Source organism: Micromonospora sp. NPDC005237 (assembly GCF_040607775.1).
Classification (GTDB): Bacteria; Actinomycetota; Actinomycetes; order Mycobacteriales; family Micromonosporaceae; genus Micromonospora.
In genome coordinates this window covers 225,950-247,926 of sequence record NZ_JBEXHJ010000002.1, presented here as the reverse complement: position 1 = coordinate 247,926, position 21,977 = coordinate 225,950, and the positions used below count along the sequence as shown (strand labels likewise).

Genomic DNA, 21,977 nt, shown 5'->3' with positions numbered 1-21,977 from the left:
GGCGGGTTGCGCTCAGTCGACGGGCCAGGTGTGGACCGGTTCGTTGGAGCGCTGGAGTTCCGCGTAGCGCTGCACCATGTGGTGCAGGGCGGCGCTGCGGTCCATGCCCCGGTGGCGCTCCGCCGCCCAGACCGCCTCGGTCTGCCAGACGGCGCCGTTGCGGCCGGTACGACAGCGTTGCTCGATGATGCCGAGCAGCCGGTCCCGCTGCGCCGGGTCGACGCCGAACCCGTCCAGGCCGGTCGCGGCGACGGGCAGCAACTGCTCCAGCACCAGCTTGGTGACCGGTACGTCACCGAACCGGGGCCAGTGCAGCACGGCGTCCAGACCACGTCGGGCCGCCGCGTGGAAGTTCTCCTCGGCCGAGCTGAAGGTGAGCTGACTCCAGATCGGCCGGTCCGCCTCGGCCAGGCCACGGACCAGCCCGAAGTAGAAGGCCGCGTTGGCCAGCATGTCCACCACAGTCGGACCGGCGGGCAACACGCGATTCTCCACCCGCAGGTGCGGGCGGCCGTTCATGATGTCGTAGACCGGGCGGTTCCAGCGGTAGACGGTGCCGTTGTGCAGCCGCAGCTCGCCCAGTTGGGGCACTCCGCCGGCGTGCAGCACCTCCACCGGGTCCTCGTCCTCGCAGATCGGCAGCAGCGGCGGGAAGTACCGCACGTTCTCCTCGAACAGGTCGAAGATCGAGGTGATCCACCGCTCACCGAACCAGACCCGGGGGCGTACGCCCTGAGCCTTGAGTTCTTCCGGGCGGGTGTCGGTGGCCTGCTTGAACAGGGCGATACGGGTTTCGGCCCAGAGTTGGCGGCCGTACAGGAAGGGCGAGTTCGCTCCGACCGCCACCTGCACACCGGCGATGGCCTGGGACGCGTTCCAGTAGTCGGCGAAGCTGTCCGGCGCGACCTGGATGTGGAACTGGAGACTCGTGCAGGCCGCCTCGGGGGCGATCGAGTCGGTGTGCGTCTGCAACTGCTCGACGCCACGGATGTCGAGTTCGATGGCCTCGCCCCGGGCGCCGACGATCTGGTCGTTGAGCACCCGGTAGCGCTCGTTGGTGGAGAGATTGTCCTCGACCAGGTGACCCTCGGTGAGGGTGGGCAGGATGCCGACCAGGACGATCTTCGCGTCGGACTTGGCCGCGCGCTCGTCGGCCCGGGTGAGGCTGCTACGCAGGTCGTGTTCGTAGTCGGCGAGACCGGCGCCCTCGATCAGTCGGGGTTCGGCGTTCAACTCCAGGTTGAACTGCCCCAGCTCGGTCTGGAACAGCGGATCGGCGATGTCGGCGAGGATCTCCTCGTTGCGCATCGCCGGCTCGGCCCGCGAGTCGACCAGGTTCAGCTCGATCTCCAGGCCGGTCATCGGCCGGTCGGCGTCGAACCCGAAGTCGTCGAGCATCAGGGCGAAGACGTCCAGACACCGCCGGACCTTCTGCCGGTAGCGGACGCGGTCCTCCCGGGTGAAGGCGCCCTGCGAGACGTCCCTGCCCATGTGTCCTCCCGACAACCGGCGCGGTCGGGATCCTGCCGTCCCGGAAAGCGCATTGTGAACCATCCACGTTAAGAGCGCTCGCCTGGCCAGGGCCAGAGGCCGACGACGGTGATCCGACGCTGGCCGGAGCGGATGCGCTCGTGGCGCCATCTCTACCCCGTCGCTGCCGCGCCGGACCCCGTGGCGGTGCCAACAAGTCGTGACAATTCACACGCCCTCGGTACGGACGACGCCGGGCCCGCGCCGACGTGCGGCGCGGGCCCGGCGTACCGGTGATCCGTGGGATCAGGCCTGGCGGACGGCCTCGCCCTCGATCTCGATCTTGATCTTCTTGCCGACCAGCACGCCACCGGTCTCCAGGGTGACGTTCCAGGTCAGGCCGAACTCCTCGCGGTCGATCTCGGTGCTCGCGGAGAAGCCGAAGATGTCCTGGCCGAACGGGCTGCGACCCACGCCCTCGAACTCGACCTCCAGCTCCACCGGACGGGTGACGTCCTTGATGGTCAGCTCACCGGTGAGCACGAACTCGTTGCCGCGGCGGGACTTGACGCCGGTGCTGCGGAACTCCAGGGTCGGGTACTTCTCGACGTCCAGGAACTCGGGGCTGCGCAGGTGCGCGTCCCGGTCGCCCTGGGTGGTGTCGATGCTGGCAGCCTGGATGGTGGCGACGACCGAGGACTGCAGCGGGTCTTCGGCGACGGTGATGGTGGCGGTCGCCTCCTTGAACTCACCGCGGACCTTGCTCACCATCATGTGCCGGGCGACGAAGCCGACCCGCTTGTGCGCCGCGTCCAGCACGTAGGTGCCGGCCGTCGGGATGGTGAGGCCGTCCCAGTCGCGGGTAACCGCATCGATGCTGCTGGTCATGCTGGTGTCCTCCAGAAGATTGTTTAGTAGCCCAACGACTGCTTGAGCAAATATAACCGCAACAACATTCCCTCTGTCAAGGACTGGTAGGGTTAACGAGTGACCAACGTGTTCGACGACCCCCGGATCACCGCGGTTGGCCTCCTCTACGAGGTCCACGCCGGGCTCTCGGCCCGGTTCGCCGCCCAACTCGAGGAGCACGACCTCTCCACGGTCGAGTTCGAGGTGATCACCCGACTGGCCCGCTCACCCGGTAACCAGCTGCGGATGACCGACCTCGCCGCGCAGACGTCACTGTCCACCAGCGGGGTGACCCGTGTGGTGGACCGGATGGAACGCGACGGGCTGCTCACCCGCCGAGCCTGCCCGAACGATCGCCGCAGCTCGTACGCGGTGGTCACCGCAGCCGGCATGCAGCGGCTCGACGAGACGCTGCCCGGCCATCTGCGGATCATCGAGCAGTGGTTCACCGGCCAGCTCGACCCCGAGGCTCTGGCGGCACTGCTCGACGGCCTGCGCCGAGTGCGGAACGCCGTCCATCCCGGTGCCACCGCCGGCAGCACCGACCAGGAAGTGGCCGACGACTGCGACCGGCCTGACCGCTGACACCCGGGCCTGACCGACCGTGGCCGCCCGACCTCACCGACGGCGGCCACCCGGGTCACCGGCGGCGGTCGAGCCGTGTCGGGGCGACGTCCGAGCGGTCGACCGAGCGGTCGACCGAGGCGTGCGGCGGGTGCCGGCAGCACCGGCAGAAAGACCGGCAGAACTGACCTTGCAGACCGGACAAACCTCTTGAAGAGCACCTTCCACCCCGGCAGCGGTGGCAGGCTTTCGTCCACCGGGGAATCACCGGGGGGTGACGGCGCGGGCGAACAGCGAGGGGTAGCACCAAGGGGGCTCTTCGCTCGCGCCACTCTCCATCGGGCCGGCCACCGACGGGCGCCCAACTAGCGCTCGACGGACCCGCCCCGCGCGGCCATCAGCGCATAGAGCAGCCCGGACTCCTGCGGCAGCAACCGGATGCCACTCTCCTCGCAGACCCGGTCGAGACGATCGAGAACCGCCGGGTCCGACGTGCTCGCGGCGAGGCCCACCAGCGCCTCCACCACGTCCCGCTGATCGTGACCGGCCTCGGCAGCGGCGGCGAACCACTCGGCCGCCAGTTCCCGGTCACCCCGGTGCAGTGCCAGGTTCCCCTCGATCAGCGCACAGATACCCGCCTCCGGCCCGCCCCAGGACAACACCGTGTCGTCCGAGCGCGGTCGCGGGAGTCCGACCCGCTCCACCCACTGCTGGCCCGCCACGACAACTGTCGCCTCGGCGCCCCCCGCGCGCAGTTCGGTCAGCACCTCGGTCGCCTCCGTGGCACGCCCGTCCTGCGCGAGCGCCAATCCGACCGTCCCGAGCACCCGCCGTCGATGCCCCGGGTCACCCAACTCGAACAGTGCCGACGCCGCGCGCCGGCCCTGGTCGACGGCATCGGCGTACCGGCCCTCCAGGCGGGACACCTCGGCCCGGTTGGCCCAGGCCAACACCCGCAACCGCTGCTCACCGCCCTCGGCGGCGAGCCGGTCCACGGCAGCCAGCCGACGGCGTGCCGCGCCCAGGTCACCGATGCGGATCTCGTGCCAGGCGAGGCTGTTCTGCGCCACCGCCAGCTCCCGGGTCCGCCCGTTGCGGGCGGCGAGCCGGAGCACCGCCTCGGCCTGCTCCCGGGCCTCGTCGTGCCCGCCGACGGTGGTCAGCAGCGCGCCGAGCACGCTGCGCGCCTCCAGCTCGCCGGTCACGTCGCCGGCCTGTCGGAACGCCTCCAACGCGGCCCGCGCCGTCGGCAACTCGTCGACCTCGGCACCGTGCTCGGCGGCGAGCCGGGCCACCCCGAGGCTGGCCCAGCCGCGAAGGATCGGGTCCGCGTCCGCGGTTCGGGGGTCGGCCAGCAACCGCCGCAGCCACTGCCGCCCGGCGACATCGCGCCCCCGGAAGCGCCACCAGCGGGGCAGGCAGGCCGCCAGACGGAGCGCGGTCAGCGGGTCGTCGGTGGCCGCGTGGGCCAGCGCCGTGCTGATGTCGCTGCTCACCTCGTCGAGCCGGTGCACCGCGTCGAGCATCCGGGGGCCGGCCAGGTCGGAGGCGGTCCGCGCCACGAGGCGGGCGACCACCTCCGCATGCCGACGCCGTACGCAGGTCAGCTCACCACTGCCCACGGCCTGCTCGATGGCGAAGTCACGAACCGCGTCGAGCAGGCGAAACCGGAACGGCCCGGTGCCGCGAACGCTCAGCAGGCCGAGCTCGACGAGGCGGTCCAGCAGCGGGACCGGATCGATGGCGACCGTACCGTCCCGGTCGGCCTCGTCGGCGAGCATCTCCTCGGCCAGCTCCACCGACCACCGGTTGCCGAACATGGCAAGCCGCCGCAGCGCGTCGCGCTCATCCGGCGCGAGCAGTCGGTAGCTGGTCGCCACCGCGTCCCGCAGGGTCACCGCCACCGCCGCCCGGGTGGCATCGGTGGCATACGGGCGGCGGGTGGCCGCCTCCGGCCCGTCCCAGCGGTTACGGGCCGCCGGGTCGGTCGAGGTGGTCAGGTCGAGCACGCGATCGCCGTACCGATCGAGCAGTTCGGTGAGGTCGAGCAACCGGCCCCGGGCGGCCATCAGCTCGATGGCCAGCGGCAGGCCGCCCAGCCGACGGACCAGGGCGGCCAACGCCGGCAGCTCGTCCGGAGTCGGCGGCTCCCGACGGACCTGGGCGAGCCGCGCGGTGAACAGCGCGACCGCCGGCCACGAGCCGAGCGTGGCCGGCCCGGAGTGCTCGGCGTCCGGCGGCGGCACCTCGAGCGGGGCTACCGGCCAGACCCGTTCACCGGGCAGCCCGACCGGGTGCCGTCCGGTGACCAGCACCCGCAACGACGGCAGCACGATGCCCAACCGGTGCAGGGTCTCGGCCACCGGGCCGGGTGCGCGCTCGACCGCGTCCATGACCAGGAGTGCCGGCCGGCCGGCGAGCCGGGCGACGAGTTCCGGCAGCCGGGCCGCGCCGAGGACGGTCATCGTGGCGGCGAGCACGTCCGGTCCGTCCGAGCCCTCGCCGACCAGCACGCCGGCCACACCGCCCGGATGTGCGCGGGCGGCTGCGTGGGCAACGGCGAGCGCGAGCGCGGTCTTGCCGACCCCGGCCAGCCCGACCAGGCTCACCAGTCGGGGGCCGCGTTCCGCGGTCAGCATTCCGGCCAGCTCGGTGACGTCGCGGTCGCGGCCGATCAGGGCTACCGGTGGGGGGAGGGCCACCCGAGCGGCGGCCCGGGCGGCTCCGGCTGTGGACGTGACACCGGCGCCAACCCCGAGCGTGCCCGAGATGACGTCCGGCCGGGGCGACTCACCGCCGGCGGCGCCGCGGGCCGTCGCCAGGAACGCCGCCCGGGTCGCGCCGGCCAACTCCAACGCCGTGGCCAGCAACTCGACGGTGGTGCGCTGCGGCCGGACCGACCGGCCGCGCTCCAGGTCCCGCACCGTCCGCACGCCGACCCCGGCACGGGACGCCAGCTCCGCCTGAGTCAGGCCGGCCGCGCGCCGGTGCGCACGCAGCAGTTCCGGCAGCCCGCTACGACCGGCCGGGCTCCGCGACCGATCATGCTCCGGAGTCATGGCCACGAAGAGTACGGATCGACTCCGACCATCGGCAGTCGAACGTCGGTCTGCCGACGTCCGCTCGCCGAAAATCCGACAGCCGAACGGCTGGCCGGCCCACGACGGCAAGCCGGCGTCAGACAGCAAGCCGGCGTCGAACGGCCGGCCGACGGCAGACGGCCGGCCGGCGGCGGGCAGGGAGAGGCGGAGCGGGACCGGGCCGCGTCCAGGTGTGGTGTGGGTGGTTCAGAGACCCAGGTCGCGGGCGATGATCATGCGCTGCACCTCGCTGGTGCCCTCGCCGATTTCCAGGATCTTGGAGTCCCGCCAGAACCGGGCGACCGGGTACTCGTTCATGAAGCCGTACCCGCCGTGGATCTGGGTCGCCTCCCGGGCGTTGTCCACCGCGATGGTGCTCGCGTGCAGCTTCGCGATGGCGGCCTGTCGCTTGAACGGCTCACCGGCCAGCATCCGGGCGGCGGCGTCGTAGTAGGCCAGCCGGGCGGTGTGCGCCTTCAGCTCCATGTCGGCGATCTTGAACTGGATGGCCTGGTTGGCGCCGATCGGGCGGCCGAACGCCTCCCGCTCCTGCGCGTACTTGATCGACTCGTCGACGCAGCCCTGGGCGAGGCCGACGGCCAGTGCGGCGATCGCGATCCGGCCCTCGTCGAGGATCCGCAGGAACTGGGCGAACCCTCGGCCGCGGGCACCGAGGAGGTTGGCCGCGGGCACCCGACAGTCGTCGAAGGTCAACTCGTGGGTGTCCGAGGCGGTCCACCCGACCTTGGAGTAACCGGGGGCCACCGTGAATCCGGGCGTACCGGTGGGCACGATGATCGTCGAAAGCTCCTTGGAGCCGTCCGCGTTCGTGCCGGTCACTGCGGTGACGGTGACCAGGGCCGTGATGTCGGTCCCCGAGTTGGTGATGAACGCCTTCGACCCGTTGATCACCCACTCGTCGCCGTCCAGCACGGCGCGCGTCTGGGTGCCGGCGGCGTCGGATCCGGTGCCCGGCTCGGTGAGCCCGAAGCCCGCCAGCGCCTCGCCGCTGAGCAGCTTCGGCAGCCAGGTGGCCTTCTGCTCCTCGGTGCCGAAGCGGTAGATCGGCATCGCGCCGAGCGAGACCGCCGCCTCCAGCGTGATCGCGACGCTGGAGTCGACCCGGGCCAGCTCCTCCAGGGCCAGACACAGCGCGAAGTAGTCGCCGCCCATCCCGCCGTGCTCCTCGCCGAAGGGCAGGCCGAACAGGCCCATCTTGCCCATCTGCCGGATCACCTCGTACGGGAAGGTGTGCTGCTCGTAGTGCTCGGCGATGACCGGGGCGACCACCTCGCGGGCGAAGTCCCGCACGCTCTCCCGCAGCGCCGTTTGTTCGTCGGTGAGCCGGAAGTCCATCTCATCCTCCTGTGTGGACGGCCGCCCCGGCGCTCGTGACGCCGCGGGCGGATCGCTGTGGGGGGTGGGGCGAGGGTCAGACCGGGGTCACGCCGTGTCGACGCCGGGAGAAGTGCCGGTCCTTGGTACGCGCGGCGGCGAAGCGGCGGACCAGCTCGCCACGCAGGTCGTGCGGCTCGACGATGGCGTCCACCACCAGCTCGCTGGCGAGCCGGACGACGTCGATGTCCTGCTCGTACTCGGCCCGCTTGGCGGCCACGAAGGCGGCCCGCTCGTCCGCGTCCTCGATCGCCGCGATCTTGTTGGCGTAGACGGCGTTCACGGCGGCCTCGGCGCCCATCACGGCGATCTTCGCGGTGGGCAGCGCGATTGTCGCGTCCGGCTCGAAGCCGGGGCCGGCCATCGCGTACAGGCCGGCGCCGTACGCCTTGCGGACCACCACGCAGATCTTCGGGACGGTCGCCTCGGAGATGGCGGTGATCATCTTGGCGCCGTGCCGGATGATGCCCTGCTTCTCCACGGCGCTGCCGACCATGAAGCCGGGTACGTCACTGAGGAAGAGCAGCGGCACGTTGAACGCGTCGCAGAGCTGCACGAACCGGGTCGCCTTGTCGGCCGAGTCGACGAAGAGCACGCCGCCCTTGAACATCGAGTTGTTGCCGAGCACGCCGACGACCTGGCCGTCGAGGCGGCCGAACCCGATGGTCAGCTCCTTGGCCCACAGCGCCTGGATCTCGAAGAAGGAGCCCTCGTCGAGCAGGCCCTTGACGTACCGCCGCATGTCGAACGCCTGCCGCTCGCTGGCCGGCACGAGCGCGGCCAGGTCGGCCTTCGCGGGCGCGGCGACCGCCGGCGCGGCCGGCGGCGCCTGGGTCCAGTTCGCGGGCAGGTACGACAGGTAGGTCTTCACCACGTCGAGCGCGTCGGCCTCGGTCTTGCAGAGGAAGTGCCCGACGCCGGACTCGGCGGTGTGCACCTTGGCCCCGCCCATCGCCTCCAGGGTGGTCTTCTCCCCGGTGACCATCTCGACCATCCGGTCGGAGCCGAGATACATGCTCGCGTTGCCGTCGACCATGGCGACCACGTCGCAGAACGCCGGAATGTACGCCCCACCGGCGGCGCTCGGGCCGAACAGCGCGCAGACCTGCGGGATCGAACCCGAGGCGCGGACCTGGTTCCAGAAGATCTTGCCGGCGCCACGCCGGCCGGGGAAGAGGTCGACCTGGTCGGTGATCCGGGCGCCGGCGGAGTCGACCAGGTAGACCATCGGCACGCCGGCGCCGTACGCCCGCTCGATGATCCGGATGATCTTCTCGACGGTCCGGGCGCCCCAACTGCCGGCCTTGACGGTGGAGTCGTTGGCCATCAGGCAGACCTGCCGCCCGTCGATGGTGGCGGTGCCGGTGACCACGCCGTCGGCGGGCAGCCCGTCGGCGAGCGCGTTGGCGTAGAGGCCGTCCTCGACGAACGAACCCTCGTCGACCAGCAGCGCGACGCGTTCGCGGGCGAAGAGCTTGCCCTTGGCCTCGTTGGCCGCGTGGTACTTGTCCGCGCCGCCGGACCGGGCCCGCTTGCGCAGTTGCTCCAGCGCCTCACCGTCGAGCGTCACGCCGACTCCCTCGCCCGTACTGACCTGAACGATCGTTAGGCTATCGCATTCGCGCACCTCCCGGCGACCCACGACCGGCCGACGCTTCTTTGAACGAAACATTGAAATCTATTAATCTCTGTGGATAGGCTCCTGGCACCCCCTCCCGGATAGGAGTCAGCGATGACCTCACGACTCGGTCGGCTCTACGTCGCGTTTGTCGCGACGGCAGTTGCCACGCTCGGCGTCACGGTCGCCAACCCCGCGCCCGCGTCCGCCGCGATGACCATCTGCTACAACACCAGCCAGGCAGGCGCCTACGCCGGCACCGCCAACCAGGCCGCCTCGATCTGGAACAACGCCACCACGAACCTGACGCTTACCGCGAACTGCGGCTCCAACCTGCGGATCTACCAGATCACCGGCGGCGGCTCCTACGCCGTGCGGACCAGCCTCGGCAACGGCCGGGTCTACATCGACACCCAGCAGGCGGCGCAGTACAGCCCGCTGCGGATCATGACCCACGAGATCGGGCACATCCTCGGCCTGCCGGACAACTACAACGGCAACTGCGCGATCCTGATGTCCGGCGGCAGCGCCGGCACCAGCTGCACCAACCCGTACCCGAGCACCGCCGAGGCGAACCGGGTGAGCAGCCTCTTCGCCGGCACCCTCAGCGCCACCGAGCGCAGCGCCGGCCGCAGCGCGGACATCTTCCGGGACAGCTGGCCGAGCGTGCTCACCCCGGTGAGCTGACCGACCTGGCACGAACGAAGGGGCCGGCGTGTTCGCCGGCCCCTTCGTCGCGTCCTCAGCTCGGCATCGGCGTCAGCCGGGTACGCGGGCCCGCCCGCAGCACACCGGACGGAAGCTTCTTGCCGAGCAGCTCCTCGGCCAGCTCGGCCACCTCGATCAGGGCAGCCAGGTCGATGCCGGTGTCGACGCCCATGTCGTGCAGCATGTGCACGGCCTCCTCGGTGGCGAGGTTGCCACTGGCCCCCGGGGCGTACGGGCAGCCGCCCAGGCCGCCGACGCTGGCGTCGAACTCGGTCACCCCCAGCTCCAGCGCGGTCAGCAGGTTGGCCAGCGCCGTACCCCGGGTGTTGTGGAAGTGCAGCAGCACCGGCACGTGCGCGTTGCGGTCGCGTACCGCGGTCAGCAGGTCACGGACCCGACGCGGAGTGGCCATGCCGGTCGTGTCGCCGAACGCCACCCGGTCCGCGCCGTCGCGGACCACGCGGTCGACGATGCCGGCGACCCGCCACGGGTCGATGTCCCCCTCGTACGGGCACCCGAAGCTGGTCGCCACGATCACCTCGACCCGCGCGGACGCCCCGTGCAGGAGGTCGATCAGCTCGGCGATGTCGTCCAACGACTCGTCGGTCGAGCGGTTGACGTTGCGCCGGTTGTGCGTGTCGCTGGCCGACACCACCACCTCGATCTCGGTGAACCCGGCGGCCAGGGCCCGCTGCGCGCCCCGGGTGTTCGGCACCAGCGCCGAGTAGCGCACCCCGTCGGCCTTCGTGGCCCGCTGCCACACCTCGTCGGCGTCGGCCATCTGCGGGATCGCCAACGGGTGCACGAACGACACCGCCTCGATCCGGCGTACGCCGGTGCCGGAGAGCGCGTCGAGCAGCCGCACCTTCGCGTCGGCGGGAATCGGCTCCTCATTCTGCAGCCCGTCCCGCGGCCCGACCTCACGAATCGACACGAAATCTGGCAGTTCAGCCAAGGGGTCACCTCACTGTGACAGAGCTGTGCTGGGGTTCTCCCAGCATGCCACCCCCCAGTGTCGATCAAGAGGTTCGCGTCATCCGGGACCGGAATCCTGACGCGAACCTCTTGATCAACGATGACGGCGGGTCAGCGCATGCGGGAGACGATGCCGGTGTCGTACGCGCCGCTGAGGAACTCCTCGTTCTCCAGCAGCTCGGCGAAGAACGGGAGGTTGTTCTTCGGGCCTTCGATCCGGAAGGCGGCCACCGCCGCCTTCGCGCGCTCCAATGCCTCTTCGCGGGTGTCGCCGCTGACGATCAGCTTGGCCATCAGGCTGTCGTAGAACGGGGTCACCGTGTTGCCGCCGGTGTAGCCGGAATCCACCCGGACGCCCGCACCAGTGGGCTCCACCCAGGTCTTCACCACGCCGGGGCCGGGCAGGAAGCGCTTCGGATCCTCCGCGTTGATCCGCATCTCGACCGCGTGCCCGCTCGGCGTCAACGCGTCCGGGTCGAACGTCGGCGCCAGCCCGGACGCCACCCGCAACTGCTCCTCCACCAGGTCGATCCCGTAGACGTACTCGGTCACCGGGTGCTCCACCTGCAACCGCGTGTTCATCTCCAGGAAGAAGAACTCGTTCGTGGTCGGGTCGAGCAGACACTCGACAGTTCCCGCGTTGCGGTAACCCACGGCCTCACCGGCGCGCACCGCCGCGGCCAGGAAACGCTGCCGCAGCTCCGGCGAGACCGCCGGGGACGGCGACTCCTCGACCAGCTTCTGGTTGCGCCGCTGCACCGAGCACTCCCGTTCGCCGAGCGCCACCACCCGACCGTCGGCCAGGCCGAGGATCTGCACCTCCACGTGGCGCACCCGGGGGAAGTACCGCTCGATCAACACCGAACCGTCGCCGAACATCCGCTCGGCGAACGCGCGCACCTTGTCGTACTCGGTGCGCAGCGCGGCCTCGTCGACGGCCACGCCCATGCCCATGCCCCCGCCACCCGCGGCGGCCTTGACCATCACCGGGTAGCCGATCTCCGCAGCGGCGGCGACCGCCGCGTCCAGGTCGGCGGCCGGGTCGGTGGTGCCGGGCGCGACCGGGACGCCGGCCGCCGCCATCAGGTTCCGGGCATTGATCTTGTCGCCCATCGCGGTGATCGCGTCCGCGCCGGGCCCGACCCAGATCAGCCCGCTCGCCTCGACGGTACGGGCGAACTCGGCGTTCTCCGACAGGAACCCGTAGCCGGGGTGGATGGCCTGTGCGCCGGTCGACTTCGCGGCGGCGAGGATCGCCTCGACGTTGCGGTAGCTCTGGGCCGGGTTCGGCGGGCCGATGAGGACGGCCTCGTCCGCCTCGGCGACGAAGGGCAGGTCGGCGTCGGCCTCCGAGTACACCGCGATCGCGCGGATGCCGAGCCGCTTGGCGGTCCGGATGACCCGGCGGGCGATCTCGCCCCGATTGGCGACCAGCAGTGACTCGATCATGTTTCCTCCCGGCGTCCGGATGGTGGGACGATGCCAGGGAACCACGACCGGCCCACTCCTGACGAGCCGGGGCTCAGGCAAGCAGCGCGGCCGGGCTCAGGCGAGCAGGGCGGCCAGGGCTCAGGCGAGCAGCGCGGCCAGGGTGGCGCCGCGCAGCAGCTCGGCGCGACGCCGACGGTCCACCTCGCCGCCCAGGAACGGGGTCGAGTTCATCAGGCCGAACGCGGCGTGCGCCAGCACCCGCGCCTCACCGTCGGGCATGCCCGGGTGCAGCGCGGTCAGCACCGTCACCCACTCCTCGACGTACATCCGCTGCAGGCGGCGGATCCGTCGTCGCGGCTCCTCCGGCAGGCGGTCCAGCTCGTGCAGGTGCAGTGCGATCACCGCCGGGTTGGCCAGCGCGAACTCGACGTGGAAGTCGATCAGCGACTCCAGCGCGCCGCGCGGGTCGTCCGGATGCCCGGCGGCGCGTTCCCGGCCGCCGGCCAACAGCCCCTCGCTGACCGGGATCAGCGCGGCGGCCAGCATGGCCTCCTTGCCGGCGAAGTGGTGGTAGAGCGCGGGGCCGGTCACCCCGGCTGCCGCACCGATGTCGTCCATCGACACGCCGTGATAGCCACGGGCGGCGAACAGACCGACCGCGATCTCCAGGATCTCGTCCTTGCGGGACCGGCGCCGGCCCGCACCCGCCGCACCCCGTGCCTGCTGTTCCACCGTCACGGGGCAAGCGTAGACCGCGAGCTGACCGCGGTGGGGCGGCGGTTACCGGTCGGTTGCGTGCGCCACGCCACCGGCCGGCCCCCGCTCGGGCGGGGCCGACCGGTCGGCGAACAGGTCTACTCGTCCGGGTCGAGGTCGTGCTCCGCGCGCAGCGCGGCGGCCTCCGTGGGTCGATCCAGCAGGTCCAGGGCGCGGGCCAGCAGCCAGGCCGTCTGGCGGACCGGCCGCGAGCCGGCCGGGAGCCCACCGAGTACGCGGCGCAGCAGCGGCTCCGCCTCGGCCGGCCGGTCCAGGCGCAGCAGCAGCTCACCGACGAGAATCTCGACCTGGGCCGCCTCGCCGAACGCCTCGATCGACCGGAGCCGGTCCGGCACCCCGGCGAGCCGGTTCAGCGCCTCGTCCGGCCGCCCCTCCCCGACCAACACCCGCGCACCGGCCTCGGCCGCCATCGCCAGCTCGTACGTCACCGGCGGCTCCGGCTCCGGCTGCCCGGCCAACGCGGCCGCCAACCCGTCCACCAGCTCGATGGTCCGGACCGCCGCCGGTCGGTCGTCGGACCAGAACCAGGCGTACGCCTCCCGCCGACGGGCGCGCAGCTCGTCCAACGGCAGGTCGGCGAGCCGGTACGCCGTGGCGGCGGCGGCGAACCGCTCGGCGGCAACCACGTCCCGGTCGGCGTCGTAGAGGATCCCGCCGGCCTCCTCCAGCACCTGCGCCCGGTGCGGGAGGTTGTCCGGGCCGTCCAGGTTGGTGGACAACTGCTCCAGCAGGGCCAGCGCCGGATCGATCTCGCCGAGCCCGGCGTACACGCCGGCTAGCAGGTGCCGACAGCGGTCGGCCTCCGCCTGGGCGCCCAGCCGGTCCAGGCCGAGCACGGCCTCCTCGGCGACCTCGGCCGCCTCGGCGAGCCGGCCCACCATCCGGTACGCGTTCGCCAGCTCCCAGCGCAGGAACGCGTCCCCCTCGGCGCCGCGCTCCACGCAGAGCGTCACCGCCTCGACGAAATCGTCCACCGCGTCGGCGGCCCGGCCGGCGGAGAGCAGTGCCCGCGCGCGGGCGACCCGGACGGGCAGCTCCGCGTCCGCCGGCGCCACCCGCAGCGCCTCGTCGCAGGCGGCCACCGCCTCCGCCGGGTCGTCGACCGCCCGCGCCCAGGCCAGGCAGGCCGCCGTGAGCAGTTCACCGATGCCCAGCTCACGACCAATGCCGCGAGCCTCCTCGGCGGCGGCGCGGGCCTCGTCGACGCGGTCGGACTGCTCCAGCAGGTGTGCCCGGTGCAGCGCCATCCGAGCCGCCAGGTGCAGGTCGCCACCCGCGTCGGCCGGTGCCCGGTCCAGCGCCGCGAGGGCGTCCGCCCACCGTTGCTGGTGCAGCAGCGCCAACGCCAGCCGGTCGTGCCCCGCGGCCCGCTGCCGGGCGTCACCGAGCCGGTCCAGCACCTCGGCGGCCTCCCGGACCAGCGCGAGCCCCTCCTCGGCGTGCTCGTCGGCCCTGGTCAGCAGCACGCCGAGCCGCCCGGCGACCACCTGGGCGGGCACCTCCTCGCCCGCCGAGCGGTACAGGTCCAGCGCCGCCCGGTTCAACTCGACCGCGCCCTCGATGTCGTCCTCGTCGCCGCGCTCGGCGGCCCGCAGCGCCAGCCGGTGCGCGACCGTACGCGCCGGCAGGTCGGCGGAGCCGAACCGATCGTCGCACGCGGCCAGCGCCGCCTGGAACGCGGCCCGGTCGTGTCGGCCCCAGCTCTCCTCGGCGAGGGTCAGCAACTCGTCCGCGTCGGCGTCGGCGGGCAGGGTCACGGCGGGCGCCTCGGCCCGATCCCGGCCACCTCGGTCGGCGGACGCGGGCGTGGCCGCACCGAGCGCAACGGTTTGATCGGCCGGACGGCGGCGGACGCTCGCGGAGAGCGGCAGGTGCTCGCCACTGGGCCGGACGGCGAGCCGGCGGGCGATCCACTCCGACTGGTGCGTGGTGCCGTTGCGGGCGTCGAAGCGGGCGGCCAGCGCGGTCGCGGTCCCGGCCAGCTCGTCGGCCAGCGTCGGCGCGGGCACCTCGGCGGCCGGCCGGCCCTCGGCGGCCCGGCGGTACACCGTCGCCGCACCCGCCTGACGCAGCGCGGCGGCGGCGGTCGCCGCGAAGTGCATGGCGGCGGCCGGCGACGGCGGCCGGTCCAGCCAGTCCAGGTGCCGCTCGACCAGCTCGACCGCCCGCGCCTCGTTGCCGGTCAGCGTGCAGAACTCGATGTGGTCGCCGATGTCCCACAGGTCGGCGAGGTTGCCGCGCAGCTTGCGGTACGCCTCCCGGTGCGCGTCGCGCGCCGACTCACCTCGACCGGTACGCAGGTAGGGCAGAAGGAGCGCCGTGAGGATCGCCTGCGGCTGCTCGGTGCAGGTCAGTCTGCCGGCGAGCACCGGCTCGGCAAGTGCCACCGCCTCGGCGTCCCGCCCGGTGTCGGCGAGGTAGCCCACCTGGCTCGTCGGGTCACAGCCGGCACAGTCGGACAGCTCGTCGCGGGGTGTTGTCTGCCAGAGCCGGTACCAGTGCGCGGCGGCCTCGGCGTCGCCCACGTGGTCGGCGACCCGGAACCGGTGCTTGTGGACGGTCTGCAGGCTGTGCCCACCGGCCCGGTAACGCCGCTCCATGTCGTCGAGCACCGCGTACGTGCGGTCCAGCGGCACCTCGGGGAACTTCAGCAGGCCGGACACCATGTACTTGAAGTGCCACAGCAACTGGTGCAGATGGCGCTGGTGGTAGGGCTGCGGGTCGCGGTCGAACTCGGACAGACACCAGGAGAAGGTCACGAACGACTTCGCCGGCTCACCGCCGTAGACGTACCCGGTGGTGGCCTGCATCCGGGTGACGAAAGCGAGGTGCCGGTCGTCGGCGGCGTCGACCCGGCGCAGCAACTGCTCCAGCGCGGCGATCTGCCCCGCCCCGTACGGCATGTCGGCGATGCCACGCAGCACCCGCCACAGGTCCTCGTCGCTCATGGTCACTCCCGTCCCGGCACGGCCCGGCCGAGCAGGCCGAGGAAGGAATCGTTCAGCAGCGCGGCGTCGGCAGCGCGGATCGGATGGTGGCCGAGCAGCAGCGCCTGCCCGTACAGCGCCTCGATGGCGAGGCCGACCAGCTCCGGGTCGCCAAGCATCGTGACCCGCCGGACCAGCGGGTTGCGGTGGTTGAGCACCAGTTGCGGGCGGTCCGGTGGGGCGGTGGCGGCGAGCGCGTCGAGCACTCCGCCCCACAGCTCGTCGGCGCGGTCGCGGCTGGCGGCGAGCTGGTCGTTGAACGCCGCCGAGCGGCTGACCAGGTAGAGCGCGGGCAGCGAGACCGGGTCGTACGCCCGGATGACCACCTCGCAGCCGGACCGTTCGACGGCCCGCTGCGCGGCGGTGAGGAACGGCCGCAGCGCCAGTTCGACCTGCGGGTCGAGAGCCTCGAACCGGGTGGTGAGGTCGCTCGGCTCCAGCCGTTCGATAAGCACCGACCGGTCCACCGCCGGTAGCCGCTCGATCAGCTCGGTGTCGTACGTGTAGCCGGCGTTCACCACCGCCAGGTCCTGTGCGGCGGCCACGGCGGCGAGTTGGCGGAACTCGTCGAGGCTGGCCGCGTAGCGGAGCACCCCGTGGCGTTCGCGGAACTCGGCGAGCGTGAGCGTGCCGACGTTGGTGTCCATCGGCCACCACCTGTCGACCAGCCGGAGCATCTCGTCGTCGTGCAGCGCCAGCGCCTTCACGCCGAGGTGGTGCACCTGGAGGAACTCGGCCAGCCGGTGCGGGTCGTGTCGCGCCAGCCGGACCAGCCAGCCGCGTACCTGGTCGCCGAGCGCCTCCCGGGTCGCGGTGAGCAGGGTGTCCTCGTAGAGGGCCTCGCGGCTGGCCGTCGGGCGCAGCTCGGTCGCGTCGACCACGCAGTGCGCGAAGAACGCCCAGTCCGGCAGCAGGCTGTCGGCGTTCTCGGTGAGCAGCATCCGCTTGAGGTAGACGCGGTGCCCGGCCCGGGCCGCCGGGTTCACCGGGGTGGGCAGGATGACGGCGACACCGGTCAGCCCGGCCTCCGGCACGGCCAGCGGCAGCACGTCGAACGGCTCCACGCCGAGCGTCTCCCGGGCGTACCTGATCAACGCCGCGCGGTCGAGCGGCGCCCCCGGCGCGGTCGACCACGGCGGTTCGCCGGTGGTGGTGACCGTGTCGCCGACCCGGACGGTGACCGGCAGCAGCGAGCCGAAGAGCCGCGCCAGGTCGGTGACGGTCGGGGTGGCGAACCACTGGTCGGCGTCGCGACGGGGCACCAGCGTGACAGTGGTGCCCGGCTCGACGCGGGCGGCCTCCGGCGGGGCCACGGTCACGGCGTAGCGGCCGTCGGCGTACCCGGTCCACCGGACCGTGGGGTTGTCGCCGTGCCGGGTGAGCACCTGGATCTCGTCGGCGACCAGGAAGCAGGAGAGCAGGCCGATGCCGAACTGGCCGAGGAACTCGTGCCGGGAGAAGCCCAGCTCGTCGCGTTTGGAGCTGCGGCCGATGGTGGCCAACAGCTCGTGCACCTGCGCCTCGGTCAGGCCGACGCCGGTGTCGTACACCCGCAGGGTGCCGTCGCCGGTGATCTCCGGCGGCTCGATGCGGACCAGCGCCGGGGCGTCCGGCTCGGTCGTACGCCGGGCGGTGATCGCGTCCACGGCGTTCTGGAGCAGCTCACGGACGTAGACCCGTGGGCTGCCGTAGAGGTGATGGCTGAGCAGGTCGACCACGCCACGCAGGTCGACCTGGAAAGTGTGGTCCACGCCTGAGTTCTCCCCGGTCCCGATGCCGGCGCCCACCGTACCGATGATCACCGACGGCTCGCGTCCCCCTTTCGCCCGGCGGCTTGACCCTCGACCCGGTCGAGAGGGCACGTTCGGCGGCATGACCTCCTCCGCTCTGGGCCGGGACTTCCGGCTGCTCTGGACCGCCGCCGTCTCGTCCCGGCTCGGGGACGCGCTGCGCACGCCGGCTCTGGCCCTGCTGGCCGCCACGCTGACCCGTGATCCTCGGATCATCGCGGCGGTCACCGTGGCCGGGCAGCTGCCGCCGCTGCTCTTCGGCCTGGTCGGCGGCGTGTACGCGGACCGCTGGGACCGCCGACGGACGATGGCCTGCATCGACGGCGTACGCGCGGCGGTGGTGGCGGCGCTGGCCGTGGCGGTCGTCCTCGACCGGGCTGCCGTCGTGACGCTGCTGGCGGCCGCGTTCCTCCTCGCCGCGTTGGGCACCCTCTTCGACTCGGCCTCGTTCGCGCTGCTGCCCACGGTCGTGTCGCCGGCCGCGCTGCCCCGGGCGAACGGACGGCTCCAGGCGGGGAGCGCGGTGGCCGGCGGCTTCCTCGGTGCGCCGGCCGCCGGTGTCCTCTTCGCCACCGCCCCCGCGCTGCCGTTCGCCGTGGACGCCGTCACCTTCGCGGTGGCGGCCCTGCTCGTGCTGGCCCTCACTCCGACGCCCGCCGTGGTCACCGGGCCGGCCGTTGGACGCCTGTCGGTGTGGAGCGAGATCACCGAGGGGATGCGCTGGCTGCGCGGCGACCGGACACTGTGGCGGGTCACCCTGCTGGCCGCCGCGAGCAACCTGGCGATCAGCGGTCTGATGGCGGTGCTGGTGCTCTACGCGCTGGACGTGCTGCGCGTGCCGGCGGCCGGATACGGGCTGTTCGCGGCGGGCGCCATTCTCGGCGGCGTGGGCGGGGCGCTCGGGGCGGGCCGGCTCGCCGCCCGGCTCGGCACGGTGCCCGCGCTGCGGGCGGTGCTCGCCGTGCAGACCGTCGCGCTTGTCGGGTTCGCGCTGGCCCGGCAACCGGTGCCGGGCGGGATCGCGCTGGCCGTCTTCGCCGCCGGCACCGTCGTGTGGAACAGCCTGTCGGCGTCGTACGGGCAGCGGCACGTGCCGGGCGGGCTGCTCGGTCGGGTGGGTGCCGCACAGCGGATGGTCGGGCTGCTCACCGCACCCGTCGGCGCGGCGCTCGCCGGGCTGGCCGCCGCCGCGTACGGGACGGTGCCGGTGGCGGGTGCCGCGGCCGGCACGTTCGCGCTGGTCACGCTGGCGGCGTGGCGAACGCTGCGGCCGGTCGCTTCGGTGCCGCCGGTCGCCGTCCCCACCGACAGCGGGACAGCAGCCCGGCCAGAGCGGCAGCCGTCGCGTTGAGGAGCACGTCGTCCACCTCAGCCGGTGCCGCGTTCGGAGTGGGACAGCCCGGACAGGCGCAGCGCGATCCGCTGCCGGACCGGGGGTACGGCGCCGAGCAGCCGCAGCAGCGCGTCCCGGGCCGGTCGGCGGGCCGGGGAGGTGGTGGCCAGCCGGGTCAGCCCGGCGGCGAAGCTCATCACGTCCTCGGCCATCGGGCGCTGCCGCGCGGTGTAGTCATCGAGCAGCGTCTCCGGGCCGCCGGCGAGCACCTCGGCCAGCGCGGTGCCGAGGGCCACCGCGTCGCAGATGCCGAGGTTCATGCCCTGCCCGCCGGCGGGGCTGTGCACGTGCCCGGCGTCCCCGGCCAGCAGCACCGGCCCGGCCCGGAAGGTGTCGGCGATCCGGTGGTGCACCCGGAACCGGGAACCCCAGAGCACCTCGGTCACCCGGTCGGGTCGGCGGGTCGGGCCGCGCTCGTCGAGCAGCGCCTGGAGGTACGCCCGATCCGGCTCGGGCGGTGCCGTCGGCACGGCGGCGACCAACCGGACCACGCCGTCCGGCAGTGGCGCCCAGACCAGCGGCCCGGGGCGGGCGAGGAACAGCGCGGCCTCGTCGCGGGGCAGCGCGCTGTCGACCCGCACGTCGGCGAGCACGAAGGACTCCTCGTCGCTGGGGCCGGCGAAGCCGATGCCGGCCGCCTGCCGGACCGTGCTGTGCAGGCCGTCCGCGCCGACCACGTACCGGGCGCGCAGGTCCGCACCGTCGACCCGCGCGAGCACCCCGTCGGCGGTCGGGCTCAAGTCGGTCAGCCGGCACGGCCGCCGTGCCCGGACGCCGAGGTCGGCCAACTGCCCGACGAGCACGGCCTCGGTGACCGCCTGGGAGACCAGCAGGGCGTAGGGGAAACGGGACGGCAACCGGTGGAACGGAACCGACAGCAGCGTCCGGTCCCGGTCGCGGACCGTGAAGCGCGGCGCACGCACCCCCTGGGCCACCAGTGGCGCCGCGACGCCGATCCGGTCCAGCACCTCCAGGGTGTACGCGTGCACGACGGCCGCGCGGGACGTCTGTGGCGGTTCGGCCTGCTGGTCCAGCACTGTCACGTCGATCCCGCGACGGGCCAGCGTCAGTGCGGTGGCGAGGCCGGTGGGGCCGGCACCCACCACCAGGACGTCGGTGCTCGTGGGCAGCATGGCCACCTCCGGAACGGCTGTTGCCAACGGGTGTTGGCAAACGGTTGTTGGCAACGCTAGGACGGCGGTCGTTGTGTGTCAACAACCGTTGGCATACGGTCGTTGACATGACCGCGCCCGCCCACCCGACCCACCCCCGCCGATCGGACGCCACCCGCGCGGCGATCCTGCGAGCAGCCCGCGAGCGGTTCGCCGCCGACGGATACGAGCGCGCCACGATCCGGGCCATCGCCGCCGACGCCCGGATCGACCCGTCGATGGTCATGCGGTACTACGGCAGCAAGGAGGGTCTGTTCGCGGCGGCGGCCGAGTTCGACCTCCGCCTGCCCGACCTGGCCGCCGTGTCGTCCGAGCAGCTCGGCGAGGTGCTGGTCCGGCACTTCCTCGCCCGGTGGGAGGGCGACGAGACGCTTGTGGCGCTGCTGCGGGCCGCCAGCACCAACCCGGGCGCGGCCGAACGGATGCGCGGCATCTTCGCCGACCAGCTCACCGCGGCCGTGGCCACGTTCGGCACCGACCCGGCGCTGACCGCCCGGCGTGCCGGCCTGGTGGCCAGCCAGATCCTGGGCCTCGCCTTCACCCGCTACGTCGTCCGGCTCCCACCGATGGTGGACGTCGACCCGGAGGAGCTGGTCTCCTGGGTCGCGCCGACCCTCCAGCGCTACCTGACCGGGCTGCCGCAGACCTGACCCAACCTTTTTCCCCTCCCCATGCGTCTGTCGGGTGACGCGCTGGCCGGCTGAGGGCCGTCGAATGCGTCGAACGCTCAGCCTGCCAACTCCCGCGCAACGGTCAGGCGGCGATGCCGCCGGGCTGGTCGCCCTTCACCACGGGCGCCCGGACCAGGTTGCCCCACTCCGTCCACGAGCCGTCGTAGTTGCGCACCTGCGGGTAGCCCAGCAGGTGCCGCAGCACGAACCAGGTGTGGCTGGACCGCTCACCGATCCGGCAGTACGCGATCACGTCGTCGTCCGGGCTCAACCCGAGCTGATCGGCGTAGATGGCCTTCAGCTCGTCGGCGGACTTGAACGTGCCGTCCTCGTTCGCCGCCGACTTCCAGGGCTTGCTGACCGCGCCCGGGATGTGCCCGCCGCGCAGCGCGCCCTCCTGCGGGTAGTCGGGCATGTGCAGCATCTCGCCCGTGTACTCGCCCGGGGACCGGACGTCGACCAGCGGCCGGCCCACGGCGATGTGCGCCATCACCTGCTCACGGAACGCCCGCAGCGGCGCGTCGTCCCGCAGCGGCACGGGGTAGTCGGCGCGGGGCCGGGCCGGCTTGTCGCGGGTCACCTCGCGCCCCTCGGCGATCCACTTCTGCCGGCCGCCGTCGAGCAGGCGCACGTCGGCGTGGCCGAAGAGCGAGAACACCCAGAGGGCGTACGCGGCCCACCAGTTGAAGTTGTCGCCGTAGAAGACCACGGTGTCGCCCCGGCCGATGCCCTTCGCGGCACACATCTCGGCGAAGCTCGTCGCGTCGAGGTAGTCCCGGGTGACCTGGTCGTTCAGGTCGAGGTGCCAGTCGACCTTGACGGCACCGGGAATGTGACCGGATTCGTAGAGCAGGACGTCCTCGTCGGACTCGACCACGACGAGGCCCTCGTCGCCCAGGTGCTCGGCCAACCAGTCGGTGGTGACCAGCCGCTGCGGGTCGGCGTACGACTGGAGGCGGGGATCAGGATCGTTCGGCACAGACATGATCCCCAAGGTACGCCGCGACACCGCCCCGGACCGCGCTAACACGACCGGC

16 protein-coding genes are annotated in these 21,977 nt (G+C 72.6%); 4 read left to right on the top strand and 12 right to left on the bottom strand.

Features of this window, described 5'->3' with window-relative positions:
• Positions 1–12: 12 nt before the first annotated feature.
• Together ABZT87_RS06020 and ABZT87_RS06015 are read right to left on the bottom strand one after the other, a co-directional pair.
• Positions 13–1,491 (bottom strand): glutamate--cysteine ligase, encoded by a 1,479-nt coding sequence (locus ABZT87_RS06020; protein WP_354854917.1) that lies wholly within the window; start codon positions 1,489–1,491, stop codon positions 13–15.
• A gap of 285 nt (positions 1,492–1,776) precedes the next feature.
• Positions 1,777–2,358, bottom strand: a complete 582-nt coding sequence (locus ABZT87_RS06015; RefSeq protein WP_355133981.1) for a YceI family protein — start codon at positions 2,356–2,358, stop codon at positions 1,777–1,779.
• A gap of 99 nt (positions 2,359–2,457) precedes the next feature.
• Here ABZT87_RS06015 and ABZT87_RS06010 point away from each other — a divergent pair, with 99 nt between their 5' ends.
• On the top strand, positions 2,458–2,964 hold the full coding sequence (locus ABZT87_RS06010; protein WP_355133979.1) for a MarR family transcriptional regulator: 507 nt from the start codon (positions 2,458–2,460) through the stop codon (positions 2,962–2,964).
• A gap of 344 nt (positions 2,965–3,308) precedes the next feature.
• Here the strand turns inward: ABZT87_RS06010 and ABZT87_RS06005 are convergent, their stop codons facing one another.
• From ABZT87_RS06005 to ABZT87_RS05995, 3 genes are all read right to left on the bottom strand, one after another.
• A complete protein-coding gene (locus tag ABZT87_RS06005; protein ID WP_355133977.1) occupies positions 3,309–6,002 on the bottom strand; it encodes a helix-turn-helix domain-containing protein in 2,694 nt (897 codons plus the stop codon).
• Positions 6,003–6,230: 228 nt separating this feature from the next.
• Positions 6,231–7,379 carry an acyl-CoA dehydrogenase family protein gene (locus ABZT87_RS06000; protein WP_354854910.1) on the bottom strand — a complete coding sequence of 383 codons (1,149 nt, stop codon included), beginning with the start codon at positions 7,377–7,379 and terminating at the stop codon, positions 6,231–6,233.
• Between the two features lie 76 nt (positions 7,380–7,455).
• Positions 7,456–8,988: an acyl-CoA carboxylase subunit beta gene (locus ABZT87_RS05995; protein ID WP_354854908.1), complete on the bottom strand. Its 1,533-nt coding sequence runs from the start codon at positions 8,986–8,988 to the stop codon at positions 7,456–7,458.
• A gap of 162 nt (positions 8,989–9,150) precedes the next feature.
• Between ABZT87_RS05995 and ABZT87_RS05990 the strand changes: the two genes are divergently transcribed.
• Complete coding sequence (locus tag ABZT87_RS05990; protein WP_355133975.1) at positions 9,151–9,723, top strand: snapalysin family zinc-dependent metalloprotease; 573 nt, start codon at positions 9,151–9,153, stop codon at positions 9,721–9,723.
• 55 nt (positions 9,724–9,778) lie between these two features.
• On the opposite strand, the gene ABZT87_RS05985 is transcribed toward ABZT87_RS05990, so the two are convergent.
• The 5 genes from ABZT87_RS05985 to ABZT87_RS05965 form a co-directional block, all read right to left on the bottom strand.
• Positions 9,779–10,699, bottom strand: a complete 921-nt coding sequence (locus ABZT87_RS05985) for a hydroxymethylglutaryl-CoA lyase (protein WP_355133973.1) — start codon at positions 10,697–10,699, stop codon at positions 9,779–9,781.
• A gap of 131 nt (positions 10,700–10,830) precedes the next feature.
• A complete protein-coding gene (locus ABZT87_RS05980) occupies positions 10,831–12,168 on the bottom strand; it encodes a biotin carboxylase N-terminal domain-containing protein (protein WP_355133971.1) in 1,338 nt (445 codons plus the stop codon).
• 120 nt (positions 12,169–12,288) lie between these two features.
• A complete protein-coding gene (locus ABZT87_RS05975) occupies positions 12,289–12,888 on the bottom strand; it encodes a TetR/AcrR family transcriptional regulator (RefSeq protein WP_355133969.1) in 600 nt (199 codons plus the stop codon).
• Positions 12,889–13,004: 116 nt separating this feature from the next.
• Positions 13,005–15,875, bottom strand: a complete 2,871-nt coding sequence (locus ABZT87_RS05970) for a hypothetical protein (RefSeq protein WP_355133967.1) — start codon at positions 15,873–15,875, stop codon at positions 13,005–13,007.
• Positions 15,876–15,877: 2 nt separating this feature from the next.
• Positions 15,878–17,665 carry an HSP90 family protein gene (locus tag ABZT87_RS05965; RefSeq protein WP_354854896.1) on the bottom strand — a complete coding sequence of 596 codons (1,788 nt, stop codon included), beginning with the start codon at positions 17,663–17,665 and terminating at the stop codon, positions 15,878–15,880.
• Between the two features lie 121 nt (positions 17,666–17,786).
• Here ABZT87_RS05965 and ABZT87_RS05960 point away from each other — a divergent pair, with 121 nt between their 5' ends.
• A complete protein-coding gene (locus ABZT87_RS05960) occupies positions 17,787–19,055 on the top strand; it encodes an MFS transporter (protein WP_355133965.1) in 1,269 nt (422 codons plus the stop codon).
• A 17-nt stretch (positions 19,056–19,072) separates the two neighbouring features.
• Here ABZT87_RS05960 and ABZT87_RS05955 read toward each other — a convergent pair whose 3' ends face one another.
• Positions 19,073–20,230 carry an FAD-dependent oxidoreductase gene (locus tag ABZT87_RS05955; protein WP_355133963.1) on the bottom strand — a complete coding sequence of 386 codons (1,158 nt, stop codon included), beginning with the start codon at positions 20,228–20,230 and terminating at the stop codon, positions 19,073–19,075.
• 107 nt (positions 20,231–20,337) lie between these two features.
• On the opposite strand from ABZT87_RS05955, the gene ABZT87_RS05950 reads away from it, so the two are divergent.
• Positions 20,338–20,919 (top strand): TetR family transcriptional regulator, encoded by a 582-nt coding sequence (locus tag ABZT87_RS05950; RefSeq protein ID WP_354854890.1) that lies wholly within the window; start codon positions 20,338–20,340, stop codon positions 20,917–20,919.
• Between the two features lie 103 nt (positions 20,920–21,022).
• Here the strand turns inward: ABZT87_RS05950 and ABZT87_RS05945 are convergent, their stop codons facing one another.
• Positions 21,023–21,925: a sulfurtransferase gene (locus ABZT87_RS05945; RefSeq protein ID WP_234584475.1), complete on the bottom strand. Its 903-nt coding sequence runs from the start codon at positions 21,923–21,925 to the stop codon at positions 21,023–21,025.
• Positions 21,926–21,977 lie beyond the last annotated feature (52 nt).

Bases quoted from the DNA above. Each gene is read 5' to 3' on its own strand.
- ABZT87_RS05980 (WP_355133971.1), bottom strand. From the start codon at position 12,168: ATGATCGAGTCACTGCTGGTCGCCAATCGGGGCGAGATCGCCCGCCGG.
- ABZT87_RS06020 (WP_354854917.1), bottom strand. From the start codon at position 1,491: ATGGGCAGGGACGTCTCGCAGGGCGCCTTCACCCGGGAGGACCGCGTC.
- ABZT87_RS06000 (WP_354854910.1), bottom strand. From the start codon at position 7,379: ATGGACTTCCGGCTCACCGACGAACAAACGGCGCTGCGGGAGAGCGTG.
- ABZT87_RS05970 (WP_355133967.1), bottom strand. From the start codon at position 15,875: ATGAGCGACGAGGACCTGTGGCGGGTGCTGCGTGGCATCGCCGACATG.
- ABZT87_RS06015 (WP_355133981.1), bottom strand. From the start codon at position 2,358: ATGACCAGCAGCATCGATGCGGTTACCCGCGACTGGGACGGCCTCACC.
- ABZT87_RS05960 (WP_355133965.1), top strand. From the start codon at position 17,787: ATGACCTCCTCCGCTCTGGGCCGGGACTTCCGGCTGCTCTGGACCGCC.
- ABZT87_RS05945 (WP_234584475.1), bottom strand. From the start codon at position 21,925: ATGTCTGTGCCGAACGATCCTGATCCCCGCCTCCAGTCGTACGCCGAC.
- ABZT87_RS05955 (WP_355133963.1), bottom strand. From the start codon at position 20,230: ATGCTGCCCACGAGCACCGACGTCCTGGTGGTGGGTGCCGGCCCCACC.
- ABZT87_RS06005 (WP_355133977.1), bottom strand. From the start codon at position 6,002: ATGACTCCGGAGCATGATCGGTCGCGGAGCCCGGCCGGTCGTAGCGGG.
- ABZT87_RS05950 (WP_354854890.1), top strand. From the start codon at position 20,338: ATGACCGCGCCCGCCCACCCGACCCACCCCCGCCGATCGGACGCCACC.
- ABZT87_RS05990 (WP_355133975.1), top strand. From the start codon at position 9,151: ATGACCTCACGACTCGGTCGGCTCTACGTCGCGTTTGTCGCGACGGCA.